Source organism: Paenibacillus sp. FSL R7-0048 (genome assembly GCF_038004505.1).
Classification (GTDB): Bacteria; Bacillota; Bacilli; order Paenibacillales; family Paenibacillaceae; genus Paenibacillus_AQ; species Paenibacillus_AQ odorifer.
Map to the genome: position 1 here is coordinate 3,773,525 of NZ_JBBORF010000001.1, position 15,420 is coordinate 3,788,944.

Below are 15,420 nucleotides of genomic sequence, written 5' to 3' on the forward strand. Positions count from 1 at the left end.
CAGGTGAAGTCACGATGAAGGAATTATTCCCTCGTAAAGGGCTCCCCAATATAATTCAAAAATTGGAAAATGGGGATACCGTAACAATCGTCTATTTCGGCGGCAGTAATACACGTTCTGAAGGCTACAGGGTTATGACGGCGGATTGGCTTCGTAAGCAATATCCTAAGGCGGATATCCGCTCTGTGAATGCAGGCATTGATGGGACAGGATCGGATTTGGGTTGTGCCCGTTTGGAGACAGATGTACTGCGTCATCGACCTGATCTAGTATTTGTTGAATTTGTCGGTAATGATGGCGGAGATCCCGAATCCAAGGCGCGGATCGAAGGGATTGTCCGTCAGATCCGCAAGCGGAGCCGGTTTACTGATATCCTGTTCGTTTATACGCTGAAGGAGCGGGATGTGGCCTTATTTCAGTCTGGAGAATACCAGAAGGGGGCTCTAATGCAAGAGGAAGTGGCCGACTATTACGGTATTCCTTCGATTCATCTGGGCGTAGCGGTCAGTCACTTGGTGTCGGAGGGAAAACTCGTTTTCACCTCAAGGGAAGACGTGTCCATTTCCGGAGCCGTTGTTTTTACACATGATTCGATCCATCCGACTATTCCCGAAGGACATCAGATTTACACGGATACGATCACCCGGTCATTTGAAAAAATTAGAGAACTTCAGGATCATCCAGGAAGGTCAGTACATCACTTACCTCAGAATCCGTTGGTCCCGGCTAATCCTTGGGAATATGCGAGCATGCTGTCATTGGATAGTCTTACCGATTTTTCCGCAGGATGGTCTTACATGACTCCCGATGATTGTGCTTTAGTACGCGAGTACAATTGGTTGTTCCCCGGCCTGTGGCGAGCAGTCGATCCTGGAGAGGCTATTACGGTGCAGTTCGAGGGAACCCATATCGGGTTATTCGATATCGGGGGGCCTGATTCTGGCAGATTGAAGGTGTCGGTGGATGGTGGGGAACCCTTTATTGTCGATCGATTCACACTACACAACGATCATAATCGTAATCAGTATGTATTCTTGCCGGAGCTCCCGAATGGGAAACATACGGTGCGCTTCGAAGTCGATACCGAAAAGACAGACAAAGCGGCTGTATTTGAGGCATGCGGCAATGAACGAAGTATTGAGCATGTTCGGCAGCATCCAGATTGGTATGATCAAACGGTGATCCAGCTTGGGAAGTTGTTATTGGTGCAGCCGCCATTATAATTAATCATAAGGTTTTCTCCAATTGAAAGACCTATATCATACTGACTGCAGTTGAGCGGCCAGTTATGATGTAGGTCTCTTTTTTAAAGGAAGACAAAGTCGTTTCTTCTTGCTTAAAATCTTATAAGAAATTCTTGAAATCAAAGAAATTTCACAGTTACGTGACATGCTATGATAAAAACGACGGAGCGGGATTAGCCAGAAGAATACGGCTGATTGCTTCTTTATGATCTTAGAACAAAGGAGGGTTTTATTATTTTGTAAGCGTTATCAACTTAAGGGAGGCTGTGAGTTGTATGATAAAAAGGAAGCTGTTTTTCTTAATCGTTTTCATCGTGACGATATTAGTTCCTTTCAGCCTAGACGGAATAAGGACCGCTTATGCAGAGACCTTACCGTATAAGACGATTATCATCGATGACGGGAGCATCACGATCAATGATGTTGTGACACCTGATGTGGGTAACGAGAACAACGGATATTCGGCTCCAAATTGGACCACAAGTACAGGGGTGAAGGGGTATGATAACTCCAGCTCCAAATATACGAGTACAGCAGGCAGAACGATATCATGGAATCCACGATTGGAAGCAGGAACGGCGAGAATTTCGTTATACAAGCTTAACTGGGAAGATAAAGCGGATAGCAATGTAAAAATTGAAATCGTCCACAATGGAACGACGGATGTTCTCTTTATGGATTTGAGACCTTCATTTGGCGCTTCTGTGGGATGGGTTGATTTGGGAGAGTACTATTTTTCCGGAGTTGGTAACGAATTCGTTAGATTAACTCGGTCTACCAGCACAACCAGCACGATACTTACTCGTGCAGATGCGGTCAAGTTCGAAGGGAATATTCAGCAAAAAGAGCCTCATAAGACGATCATCATTGATGATGGAAGCATCACGATTGATGATGTCGTCACTACTGATGTAAATAACGCAAATAACGGGTTCTCCGCTCCTGATTGGACTACAAGTACGGGAGTGAAGGGATATAATAATTCCAGTTCCAAATTTACCGATGCAGTAGGAAGAAGCATCACATGGAATCCGCGATTAGAAGCAGGGACGGCGAAAATTTCATTCAACAAGCTTGATTGGGCGGATAAAGCAGACAGTAATGTTAAAATCGAAATTGTTCACAATGGGATTACGGATGTCATGTTTATGGATCTGAGACCCTCGTCGGGGCCATCGGCCGGATGGGTTGATTTGGGGTCCTATTATTTCAGTGGTGATGATAGCGAATTTGTCAGACTGACTCGAACACAACCTACGACCGGAAAAATCATTACGCGGGCCGATGCGGTCAAATTTGAAGGGAATATACGGCAGCAAGCTCCGCCGTTGCCTCCGCTGCGCAGCCGTACATTGGCGAATCTCAGTTACACGGAAAAAGGCAGCATCGAAAATGCCAGCTATAAGGCTACCTTTTATGAAGCTGCTTGGGATGAAGGCAAAACCATCGTTCGTGATATGTTCTACAAGGATACGGATACGGGGAACTGGATGCCTGTTAATAATGTGGCGGAAAGACTTGAAGAACAATGGGTCTTATTGGATGGGAATGCGGGGAGTCGAACCAATTATTACGATACGATGAACAAACGCTGGATTACATTCGACGAGATCAATTTCCCAGACAGCCACACGGCGATATTAACCGATTCTTCACATGAAAGCGATTACGATTTACAAGTGAACTGGTCTATGTCAGGGGACAAACCTGATGTTTCCTTCGCCTTTACACCTCGCAAGGATGGCAATTATGTAATCGGTTATCAGTCCTTCACAACAGAGCAAATCTCAGACGTCAATGAAGTGTTAAATGGTTTCAGATCACACGCCAAAATGGTAGGTTCAGTGGAATCAACAAGCTTAAGGGAACTAAGCGCTCCGATGAGTCTACTTGAGAAGAATGACGGTTCGGGGAATCCATTGACATATGGGGTATTTGTACCGTCGGATGAGCTTCCGGTTGAATTTGAACCGACGGGAGGCGTTACGAAGCAAAGGCTTGGCATGAGCCTTGTCAACAACGAAGGCAGCGTGCAGCCAATCTTGTATGCTCCTCAATTAGGGACCTATTCGCAAATGAACGCAGAAAGCACTTATCAATTTCATATGGGACTAATCGCTCAAAAAAGCAAATTGTATGAGTCCTACGCGGATATTCTTCGCAAAGAGTACGGTTATTCTGCATACCGGGAAAATGTATCAGATCAGTCGCTTACTGACGCGATGTTCAATATGATCGATTTACTTAAGATAGAGCCGCAAGGGGATGACTCTGTTGATTATGTCCCGTCACCCAGCGGGTGGTGGAGCCGTGCCAAGGGCTTTATTGACATCGAAAACGAGGATAGCGTTCGAACAAGCTCGAATGCAGTTCTTTTGGGGGCTTACTATTTGACTGGGGATGACCAGCTCTACGATACGAGAGCATTGCCGTCCGTCCAGTATGGCTTATCGCGAAATGGTATAGGCTGGTCGCCTACGCAAAAGCCAGTATACGGTGTGCCGTCGTTATGGAAAATGGCAACCTTGCCGTTTGATTTTTCAAGCGTAACCGCTCTCAATCAGATGATGGGTACTTCGGCAGGAATTGGAGCACTGGCACAGGAAGAATACCTCGTGCGTGATCCTGACCAGAAAGACCGTGGTCCTGTCATTCAACCCCTGATGATGTATCGTATGACGGGAGATACTCAGTATTTACAGGCTGCCAAGGATGCAGCCGACAGCTATATCATGCAGCATATTGATACGCCTGCATCCGTCAATCTGAGTAAAAATGAGTTCATTTATTATTATAGCAAGCTGTGGATGGAGATCTTGGAGCTTTACGAGGAAACTCAGGATCCCAAATACTTGAATGCCGCTTATAAGGAAGCAAAACGGTATGCAACGATGTTTGTTGCTCGTCCGGTTCCTGAAGGTAGCGTTACGATTCCGCAGCCTGAGACGTATAATTACGCGAAGTCGTTCCATTGGCCGGAAAGTGGTAAATATCAATATCCTCGGATCAAGCTCCCAGAAGATCTAGCCGGAGGCGTACAAGCGGATAGTTGGCTTGTTTCTCCCAATGGATTGACGTTTGAAGCGGGAAGTACAACTGGCTATTATCGGATGAATGCTCAGGAAGCTCCATTCATGCTGAGATTGTCGCTCTATACAGGTGATAAACTGCTGCAGGATATTGCTCATAATGCAGTTATTGGACGATATTCTAGTTATCCAGGTTATTACTATAAGGGCTTCGCCGTTAGCCAACTTGAGCCAGAGTTTCCTCTGGAAGGCCCAAGCGGGGCTACATCCATCTATTATCACCATATCCCGGGACAGCTCGGGCAAACGATGGATTATTTGATCAGCGAACAAACGTTGAAATCGAATGGTAGTATTACATTTCCTTCTGTTTTTGAAACTAATTTTTTATGGTTCAAATATCACCTCTATGGAAATAAACCAGGGAATTTTTACGGTAATTCCGACGTTTGGCTCTGGATGCCCAAGGGGATTATCAAGACCAACCAACCTCAATTGAACTGGATAACGGGAGAGAGCGGGAATAAATTCTACATCGGGTTAAGCAACGAATCATCAGCTGAAGTCCAGACTCCGATCGAATTGAATGCGCAAATCATTGGGTTCAACCCGGCACAAGATTATACCGTAACCATCATCCGCGACAATGGCACACCAGAGCAAGCGGTTATGAGTGGTGGAATCATTCAAGCCACGGTTTCAAGCAAAGGAATAACCGCTATCATTGTAGAAGGACTCAACATTGATGTGCCGCTGCACCAGGTCAGAACTGCTGATACATCGGATGCAAGCTATTTCTTCGATATCCACAGTCCAATAGATGCGGTTAAAGGTATGCTGATCGTCAAGCCCGACGAAACGGCCTATGATGCTTATGTGCAGGCAAAAACGACAAAACCAGCGACGATCCATTATTCCTTGGATGGCGGAGTAACGTATACAACCATTCCAGATACGATCTATCCGATGGAATGGTCGATACGGGTAAACGATTTATCCCAAACCTTCACTTATTATGTGGAATCGGATGGGAAACAGACCCGCAAGCGGACACTCTATTTGCCTGATCAAGTACAAGAAACTCCAGTTCAACCGGATTGGCAGGAGAGTTCATCGATCATTGTGGATAATACGGAGGCAGAGACAGAAGGCGTCTGGATACGGGATACAACGGCTAACGACTATTACTATGATAACTATGTGTACGCCAAATCGACTGCCGGCACAGCGACAAGCAGAATTAAATGGCGGCCTGAGCTGCCGGAAAGTGTTACTTACAGTGTGTATTACAAGCTTCCGCAAATAACCGCTACAAGTGAAAATTGGGCAACGAATGCCTCATTTACCGTTTATTATAGTGGAGGCTCCGAGACGGTTACCGTTGATGAGACAACGGCCAATGGGACTTGGGTGCACCTGGGAGATTATCCTTTTGCAGCAGGCGATAGCGGATATGTCGAATTAACCAATAAGGCCAACAAGTCACGGGTAGTTGCCGATGCGATGATGTGGGTGGATCCAAACAGTATGCCGCAATTGGAGTCTGTGGTGATCCTGTCGGATCGGGGTGAACTGCAAATGACTCAAACCGCACAACTAAGCGTAACCGGCTATTTGGATAACGGTCTGATTGGTGATCTATCACAGGCAAATGTGCAGTATTTCGTTGATCGAACCGATCTGGCTGAAGTGGACAGTAGCGGTATGTTGACCCTTCTAAGTCTCGACGGAGAAACGGATCATATTGAGGTATGGGCCACTGTAACGATTGACGGGGTGACCTTAACAACACCTTCTATGACAATTGCGATCAGGGACTTAACGGTTATTGTCGACAGCACGAATACGACTGGGTTATACACGACAGAAGGATCTTGGAGCCAAAGCAATTTAGCTGGATACAAAATTGGGGTTAAGTCCCGTTATTCTACCGTTCAAGGTTCATCAGCGACGTGGAAAGGCCAGTTCCCAGAGGGGAAATATACGGTCTCCATTTACAAGCTCGTCCATACGACGGCAAACGATAACTATGTCAAAGTGGAAGTGAAGCATCAGTCGGTTACCGAGGTTACGTATATTGATGCAACCGTCGGCTCATCAGGTTGGGTTAATCTAGGAACGTTCGACTTTACTGGAGACGGCAGCGAGTACGTTCGTCTAACCAGGGTTACTCCGACAACGGTAGATCCGCCAACTCTACCTGTCGATATGATTTATACGAGGGCTGATGCAGTCAAGTTCGAACGGCATTCCGTTAGCCCGGAATTGCTTGCAAATGGGGTGCCAGGTAAACCGATACTTTCGAATAATAGCGGTGTTGCGACAGGTATAAATGATGGCAATTATGAGGTTACAATGAATATGTGGTGGGGAAACAATGGCTCACTGTATAAGTTATACGAGAATGGTCAATTGATCCAAACGAAGTCACTGGCCGATGTTTCGCCAGCCGCCCAGACTTCCATTATTCCTATTCAAGGAAAGCCGAATGGAACCTATGTGTATACATGTGAGTTATCGAATTTGTATGGAACGACTTCATGTGATCCACACACCGTCACCGTGGCTGAGGCGAAGCCCGGCAAACCTGTTTTGTCTAGTGACAACTGGGATCAAGATGGGGACTATAACATTACTGCTAATATGTGGTGGGGCACGAACGCAACACAGTATCGATTATATGAAAATGGCGAACTTATTGAAACGCAATCTTTATCTTCACAAACACCAAGTGCTCAATCGGCCACTACACAAATTTCAGGGAAATCTCCTGGCATCTATCACTATCGCGGTGAGTTTATGAATGGAAGTGGAACAACGGAAAGTGATACGATACAGATTATTGTAAAATAAACTTATGAGCTGAGTGGATGAGAACAATCCATTCGGCTTTTTTATTTCCTGGAATTTAGTATAGAGCTATACAAAAAGCTAATCTTTCAAGGCTCTCAACTGGGTGATATCTACATAATACTGCTCATGCTAGATTAGCAGGGCGTTTTCAACCAAACGTGGTAATTTGAACATGTCAAATTTGTTCTAATTCAGTCTAAATAAGCGCTTACATTAGGGGGTGGCTAAACTTACAATAATGTCTAACCATTTAAATTTGGGAACTTCTCCTGCAACGGAGAAGAATTTCACTGTCATGGCTTTCATGCAAAGCTAGGTTGAATATTGGAGAGGAGGCTGTCATGGGGATTACAAGACGAAAACCAACATGATTATCTTGTTTACCGCTCTGATTGTTCTTGCTTTACTCATGTTGGGCTTAACTAACAAAAAGGTGGAACTGCCTGAAAATTGGATATTTACAGTAGATGGATACGCCGTAACAGAGGAAGAATTTCAATCTTTTGTCAAAGAGCAGAGAGCTATAACGGTAGACTATTTCTTCAGAACTTATGGGGCCAAAGTAGATGAGGGCTTCTGGACACATCAATACGGCAAAAATCATGAAACCCCCTCTGAATACGCCAAAAATTCTGCGATGACAGCATTGCTAATGTCCAAGCAGGAGCAATTTATTGCACACAAGCGAGGAATCGCCCCTTACCAAAGCTTTGATGAGCTTAAATCCGACATGGAAGAAGAAAATGTTAAGCGAGCTAAGATGGATGATTCAGGAGAGACTTACTATGGGTTGCCTCAGTTTGATTTATATCAATACATGCAATATTTAAGTGGCGCCCGTTGGCCGGATTTGATAGAAACCCAGGTAAAGAAAACGAAAATGAGCGACACCGAGTTACAAGTTGAGTATGCATCAAAAAGTGAGGAATATGTTCGTGTTGCTGATAAATTAACGGCTGCGTTAGCGACAGCGGGGCAGGCCAAAGAAGAAAAAGTGCTAAATCGTTTGGATATATCCAAAGAAGATACCGAGTCTCTTAAGTTCTGGGAGTCTTTAGCTGCTGCTTCTGTAGGTGAGACAGTAATCGGTAAATATATGGGTGAGGATGTCGTTGCTACATTAACCACAAAACCGGAAATCACCAAGCTTAAACTGGAAGAAGTGAAAGATTCCATTCTATACGGATCGGCGGAGTCTGACTTGCGAGCGTTAATTGCAAATACGAATGAATTGAAGATCGTGTATAACGGTAATCGATTCAGTGAGTTAGTAGTGAACTAGAATAGTTAGTTTTTAAGTTTATAAAAATCTATGTCTATTGAGACTTCCATAGATACAGATTTTTTATAAAGTATAAATTTATTAATTTCAAAGGGAGGAAATTTTGGAATGATACGATGGAAATGGATGCAAAAAGCTTTGTCGATAGTTACAGCTACAACGTTGGCATTCCCTGGTCTGTTCGGCTTGGCACCTTCTTCCGAAGTGTCAGCTGCGGGAGGGAGCGAATCTTTTGACTCCGTTGTACTAGAATTGACACAAGCGGCAGGTCAAACAGGTAGGGTAAATCTTACGTATAAAGGTTCACCTTTAAGCAGTCTGGTTAAAGGACCGGTTATTGACGAGGTAAGTTATGATTCCAGCAATTCACAACTTTTAACTGTTAATAATCAGGGGAACATTACTTTATCTAACGGTTATACATTTGCGTCGCCAGATGCTCCGGGCGTCCCGGTGACAATCACGGCCAGGGCGGGTTATTACCCTGACTCAGAAGTGTTAATCATGGAGGACTTCGAGAACAACAATGGTCCGATGACATCTATGAGCAAATTAAGCTCGTCATTCACGCTGTCCGATGCACAGTCCCGTTCTGGATTGAAAGCGATTACACCTTCGGATGATACGAATAATGAAAAGGTAGCTCAAGATGTGGCATTGCCGGCTGGCAGCAATTATAAGATGACGGCATGGTATTTTGACCCGTATCCTAATGAGGAGAAGACTGCGACGGATAGAACGCAATTTGCTATTGTAGATGGTAAAAATGCCACCTTTGCCGGGACATTCTATCAAAGTTCAGAGGCTGATGTTATTCATAACCCGACGAAATATACTTGGGCTTATGCACCATCATCAGCGGGTACAGCAGGCAATCGTTGGAAAGATAGCGGGGCTTTACGTTCCACAGGCTGGCATAAATTCGAGTGGCTTATTACACCGAATGGTGCGACGTTACAAATAGACGGAACATTAATATCCGATTCAGCGCAAAGTGATATTTATAAAGCTATGAAGAGCGGTACAACCATTCAGCCTAAAATAGCTGGAGGATGGAACAGCCAATCAGGGAATAAAGCTTATATTAAAAATAAACATCTAATTGACGATTTTTATGTTGTAAAAGATGTGGCTACAACAACAGGTATCAGAACATTAACAGTGAATTTGGTACCTCCCGGCGGATTGCCAAATTTAGAAATAATCACTCAGCCAACAGCGGCAGAAGTGAAACAAGGTGAGACAGCAACATTTAGCATTACGGCATCAGCCGCTGCTACTGCTTATCAATGGTATGTATCTGATGATGAGACTGGCTTGAGCGGGACAAAAGTCAGCGGAGCTGATAAGGCAGTATTAACACTTTCCAATGTGGACGCAGCTTCACAACAAGGCAATTTTTATTATTGCGAGGTTTCCTCGGCAGAGGGAGTTGTAGTGAAATCCCATGCTGTACCGTTGTTGATAACCACCAATACGCAGGGGAATGCACCAATTAATCCAACGCTTGACTCGGATTCGGGTATTTATAATGGCTCTTCCAATTACGGGGATACCCTTGTAACACTGTTCAAAGACGGTGTACCTGTTGGTTATTATTTATCGAAAAATGGGGGACCCGACCAGCCTAACAATCATGAAAGGCATCATGTTCTGCCCTATGCAAGGGCACTGGGAGTGGGCAACTACACGGTTACAGCTATTGTCATAAATAATGCGGGAGATATCAGTGAAGAAGTTGCAGCATCCGGAATATTAAAGATCGAGAAATTGCCTGTACCGGCAAATGCCAGATGGAACGGCACGTACGCTACATGGGATCGCGTCGCTAACGCATCTGCCTATTCGGTTCAACTCTTCAGTAATGGAGTGGCTAAAGGAAGCCCGATTGCAGCAACAAGCAATGATGCGGCTTTGTCCCCGACTTTAAATGATACATTTAAAATAAAAGCAAACGGCAACGCAACGTCACGATTCTTAGACTCCGATGAGTCAGGGGAGAGTGCACAATATTCAGCGAACATTGCGCTAATTCGCCAGAACGATACATTACGGGCAGGAGATAGAACGCGGTTAATGGTTGACACAGCTGATGTGTTCGTTGCTGATAACATCAGCTTCAGTCCGGCGGATCAAGACAAGGATAAGATTGAAGTTGATGATGCCGGATTCGTGACGGTTAAGAAAGGTTATATTCCGACAGGGAACGAAGAAGTTACTGTACATGTGAGCGTTGATTACTTCAATAAGGCTGACACTAAGTTTCACGATGGATTTGAAGGGGAGAAGAAATTTTCAAATGGTGCGAACGGATATGTTCACAGCGATGTGATGTCCCGTACCGGAGGAAAGGCCGCGACATCAAGCGGCGCCGGTCAGGTGGCGACTGTTCCAGGTACCTATAATTATGCCCCTGCAACCGGTAAGACAACAATCGTTACTGCTTGGTACTATGATGATGGCAGAGCGGCTTCCAATGACCACGCTGTCTTTGGTTTAACCCCATCATCCAATGAACATATCGCAATAAATTATGGCAATGGAGATGGCGATTGGGCCGCAAATCTGACCAATTACGCAGTCAGGCCTGGTTCATCCGGGAGATTCTATCCTGTAGATGTCCAGCGAAGCGAAGGTTGGCATAAATTTCAATGGTTCGTTACATCAACAGGAACAACCTATAAAATCGATGGACAAGACATTCAAAGGCAAACAACAGCTGGCGGAAATTTTGATACTCCAGTTAAGAACAATATTTCCAAGATCGATGCATTGCAGCTTGCTACGAACTGGGGCAACAAGCCTGGAACGGTTAAGGATATACAGAACAGGCATTTTATCGATGACGTATATGTTATCGATAGTGGAATAGCAGCCCAAACCGGAACAGCTTCTATTACGCTAAAGCTCTTGCCTAAAGAGTATAGTCACTTGGAAGACAGCACATATGTTATTGGTCTGGATGACTATAATATCACCGTAAATCCTGATTTAACGGATCTGGCTGGAGTGAAGATCGGCGCTGTAACTCTGCTGCGGGATGTGGATTATACGGTTAGCGGTAATGTATTGAAGATTAACAGAGAATCATTCACAAGAAATAATATCGTGCCGGGAAAATATACCGTTAGACTTGATCTGTATCCTGCCGAAATCACCTTCGAGTTGAACATTGTACCCCTTGAAGTCCGTGATTATTATCTCTCCAATAACGGTGACGATCATGCAGATGGACGCACACCAGCTACGGCATGGAAATCAATCTCCAAGATTAATGAATATGTATTTATGCCAGGTTCAACTATTTATCTGGATGCGAATAGCGTATGGAACGAACAAATCAGACTGCGCGGCAATGGTGAGGAAGGAAATCCGATTACACTTACAAAATATAATACGACCGACCCTAACCAACGCCCGGTAATTAATGGTGGAGGAACAGCGTCGAGCCCATCAGGCATTTCCTTAAACGGTACCATAGAGTTATATGACGTAAACTATTGGGTAGTCAGTGGAATTGAAGTAACGAACATCGGCAATGCGGCAGGTGACGGCCGCTCCGGTATCGCTGTAATGTCACGGATTTCCAAGCTGGGACAAGGTCAGTTTAATATTCAAGATTATGCTGATGCTCGTATGCAAGGAATCGTCATTCGAGATAACTATGTTCATGATGTTAATGGGCTGCACCAAGCAAATGGAGCAAGTAAGGTATCCGGCGGCATCATTATTAATGGTTATGTGGATATATTGGTTGAAGGCAACAAAACCCTTCGTTGTGATAACGAAGGTATTCGCAATAATGCCTACGGGCCAAGCAATCCTGGGACTAATAACACAGGCATTACTTGGAGTAATTCTAGCTATCCTTGGGCATCCAACGCTGTGTTTAGAAACAACTGGGTTTCTAGTTCGGTTGGAGATGGCATTGTCATGTCCGGCGGGAACAACTCCCTTGTGGAACGAAATGTGGTCACAGACAACGGTTATAGCTATTTAAGCGATAAGAGCGGCAATCTGGTTACGAACTGGGGGCCAAATAATACAACACCAACATATCTAGGTTCGCAAAACTATGCGGCTGCGTGGATTATGGCAAGTAAAGGCACCATCTTCCGCTATAATGAAGCTGTGGATAACCCTTATCATGCAAGTAATGACGGTATGGCTTGGGACATTGACAACTATTGTCAGGACAATGTGTATGAATACAATTACAGCCGAAATAACTATGGTGGTTGGTACTTACAGATGAATGCTGCCAAGGGCAATATCGTTCGCTATAATATTAGCGTGAACGACGGCCGCAGCCCCGATTTTAACAAGAGCTTTAACAGTCTAATATTGCTTGCAGGAGGTTCTTCAACGAGCGAGGAATTAAGTGGCTTATACTATAACAATGTCATCGTCACACCATTGAAGAATAGCAGTTCGTTAGTATTTGACCCGACAGCCTCCAACTTGCACATTTATTTCCAAAATAATATATTTGCCTACACTGGGGCAAACAACCAGGTTGGTCTGAAAGGCGGGGGAACATCAGCTCCATTTACAGCCGGACGGTTTACGAACAACATTGTGTATCCGGCTAATCTTTTTGGCAGTATGAACGCAGGTGGAGGCGGATATCTAGGTGCAGGCGTAACAGCAACAGACAACCGCTATGTAACGGAAGAGGAACTGAATTCTATATTAAAAGACTATAAATCTGCGCCTGAACATTGGATTACCAACAGTGGGACAGTGGATGCCAAGCTTGATTACAGTGCGATGAACGGGTTCCGTCTTGCGGATGGTAATAACCTGGCCTATGGTGCAGGTGCCGAGATTGTAAGCCCATATGTGGATCGGGCGAATGCTCTGCCTCATATGACGGAGAGAACAGACTTCTTCGGCAATTCACTTAGCACTCGAACGCATTCCATCGGCGCGCACAACCCTTATGCGGTAACTTTTGATTCCAATGGGGGCAGTGAAGTTGCGGTGAAGTTCGCTGACATGGGCGGTACAATTACCGAGCCAACAGCGCCGACAAAAGATAAAACTGTTTTCGGCGGTTGGTATCAAGATAAAGGATTAAACGATGCTTGGAATTTCGATGCTGATCCTGTTACAAGGGATATTGAATTATATGCGAAATGGGCTGAAGACGCAGGTACGGCACCAACGATAATGACGAATTCGCTTGTGGATGGCAAGGTAGGACAACCTTATTCGGCAGTTCTTACCACTGATGGCGATAAGCCGATCAAATGGGCCGTTGTAGAGGGGCAATTACCATCAGGATTGAGCTTGGATGAAGATGCAGGTGTTATCTCTGGTACACCGGATCAATGGGGTCAATTTAAGTTCAAAGTTCAAGCAAACAATGACGTTGGCAGTGACACAAAACAGTTCAATATAGTGATCACTGAAGATGTCTCAGTTGATACAGCTCCGGAGGTTATCACTAAGAATTTACCAAATGGCAAAGTTGGACAACCGTATACAGTAACACTAGCGGTATATGGCAGTGAACCGATTTCTTGGAAGGTCCAGGAAGGAGATTTGCCAGTAGATTTGAACCTAGATGAAGCAACAGGCGTTATCTCGGGTACGCCTCTAGAGGCGGGATATTACGAATTCACTGTTGCAGCAACGAATGATTTTGGTAGAGATGAGCGAGAATTGAGCATCGAGATTAAAGAAGATAAGCCAGTGGATACAGCTCCGGAGATTATCACTAAGAATCTGCTAAGCGGCAACGTTGGACAACCGTATACGGTAACATTAGCGGTTTACGGCGACAAACCGATTACCTGGAAAGTGAGTGATAATTATTTACCTGCTGGGCTGAATTTAGAAGGAGCTACGGGTATTATTTCAGGCGTGCCTACTGAAGCGGGAACTTACAAATTCAATATTACGGCTTCCAATCATGCTGGCATGGATACGATAGAGTTAACTATTGTAATTACTACAAATGACAGTGGTGGCCATAATGGCAATAACAATGGCGGCAATTCAAATGGCCACAGCAGTACGCCGACTCCTTCGCCAGAGTCATCAGTAGCGGAGCGTATTGATGCTACAATCAAAGAGCAGCTGAAGAAGGGTAATTCCATTGAATTGACGATGTCAGCCGGAAAAGATGAGCTTGAGATTCAAAGCGATACGATCGGTGCGATTATTAATGCCGACAAACCGCTAATCGTTACGAATGACACCATATCTGTTAAATTGTCCGCTGAATTGTTGAAGCAGTTGAATACAGGAAAGCGGATGAAGGTTGTCATTATACCTGTAGATGAAAGAGGCGGAGCTATAGGGCGGGGATATGAATTAAAGATCTTCGTGGATGGCCGGGAAGTAACGGATTATACAGGGCTTATACCCGTAACCTTCGATCTGTCAAAAGAGAAGTTGTCCACAAATGATCTTAGCCTGTTATGCGGTGTCATGCTTCGGTTGAACGGTAACATGGAGCGTTTAGGCGGCAACTATGAGCGTGAGACAGGTAAATTTACTTTCACGGCAAAAGGACTAGGTTATATCTTCATTACAGCCAAGCCTGAACCTGTGAAATTGGAATTCACTTTAGGAAAGACAGGATATAAATTGAACGGAATCGAAATGAGTATGGACGTTGCTTCAACGGTAGTTAAAGGCAGAACGTTAGTCCCACTGCGCTTCATTGCCGAGAGCTTAGGAGCAAATGTAAGCTGGGATAACGTTACGAAAACCGTAATGATTACTTTGAAAGGTCAGACTTTGTCGATTAAGATCGGTGAACTTGCACCAGGGATGGATGTAGCAGCTGAACTTGTAAACGGTCGTACTATGCTCCCATTACGTTTCATTGCTGAGTATTTTGGTGCAAATATATTCTTCGATAATACTTCGAAATCCATTAGTATCATGAAGTAGTATTTCCTAAAATTAGCAGCTATGCTCGAAACCCTCTAACATGCACTGCCATGTTAGAGGGTTTTCTAGTGTGCGCCCGGCATAGACGATAACTTGGCGGTGAAAG

Annotated in this window: 4 protein-coding genes; all 4 read left to right on the forward strand. The window is 44.6% G+C overall.

Annotated features, from left to right (window positions below; translation table 11 throughout):
• Positions 1-14: 14 nt before the first annotated feature.
• The 4 genes from NSQ91_RS16830 (at position 15) to NSQ91_RS16845 (ending at position 15,314) form a co-directional block, all read left to right on the forward strand.
• Positions 15-1,223, forward strand: a complete 1,209-nt coding sequence (locus NSQ91_RS16830; RefSeq protein ID WP_076126551.1) for an SGNH/GDSL hydrolase family protein — start codon at positions 15-17, stop codon at positions 1,221-1,223.
• A gap of 296 nt (positions 1,224-1,519) precedes the next feature.
• A complete protein-coding gene (locus tag NSQ91_RS16835) occupies positions 1,520-7,126 on the forward strand; it encodes a golvesin C-terminal-like domain-containing protein (RefSeq protein ID WP_340918956.1) in 5,607 nt (1,868 codons plus the stop codon).
• 367 nt (positions 7,127-7,493) lie between these two features.
• Positions 7,494-8,408: a hypothetical protein gene (locus tag NSQ91_RS16840; RefSeq protein WP_340918961.1), complete on the forward strand. Its 915-nt coding sequence runs from the start codon at positions 7,494-7,496 to the stop codon at positions 8,406-8,408.
• Between the two features lie 108 nt (positions 8,409-8,516).
• Positions 8,517-15,314 carry a stalk domain-containing protein gene (locus NSQ91_RS16845; protein ID WP_340918963.1) on the forward strand — a complete coding sequence of 2,266 codons (6,798 nt, stop codon included), beginning with the start codon at positions 8,517-8,519 and terminating at the stop codon, positions 15,312-15,314.
• The last annotated feature ends 106 nt before the right edge of the window (positions 15,315-15,420 follow it).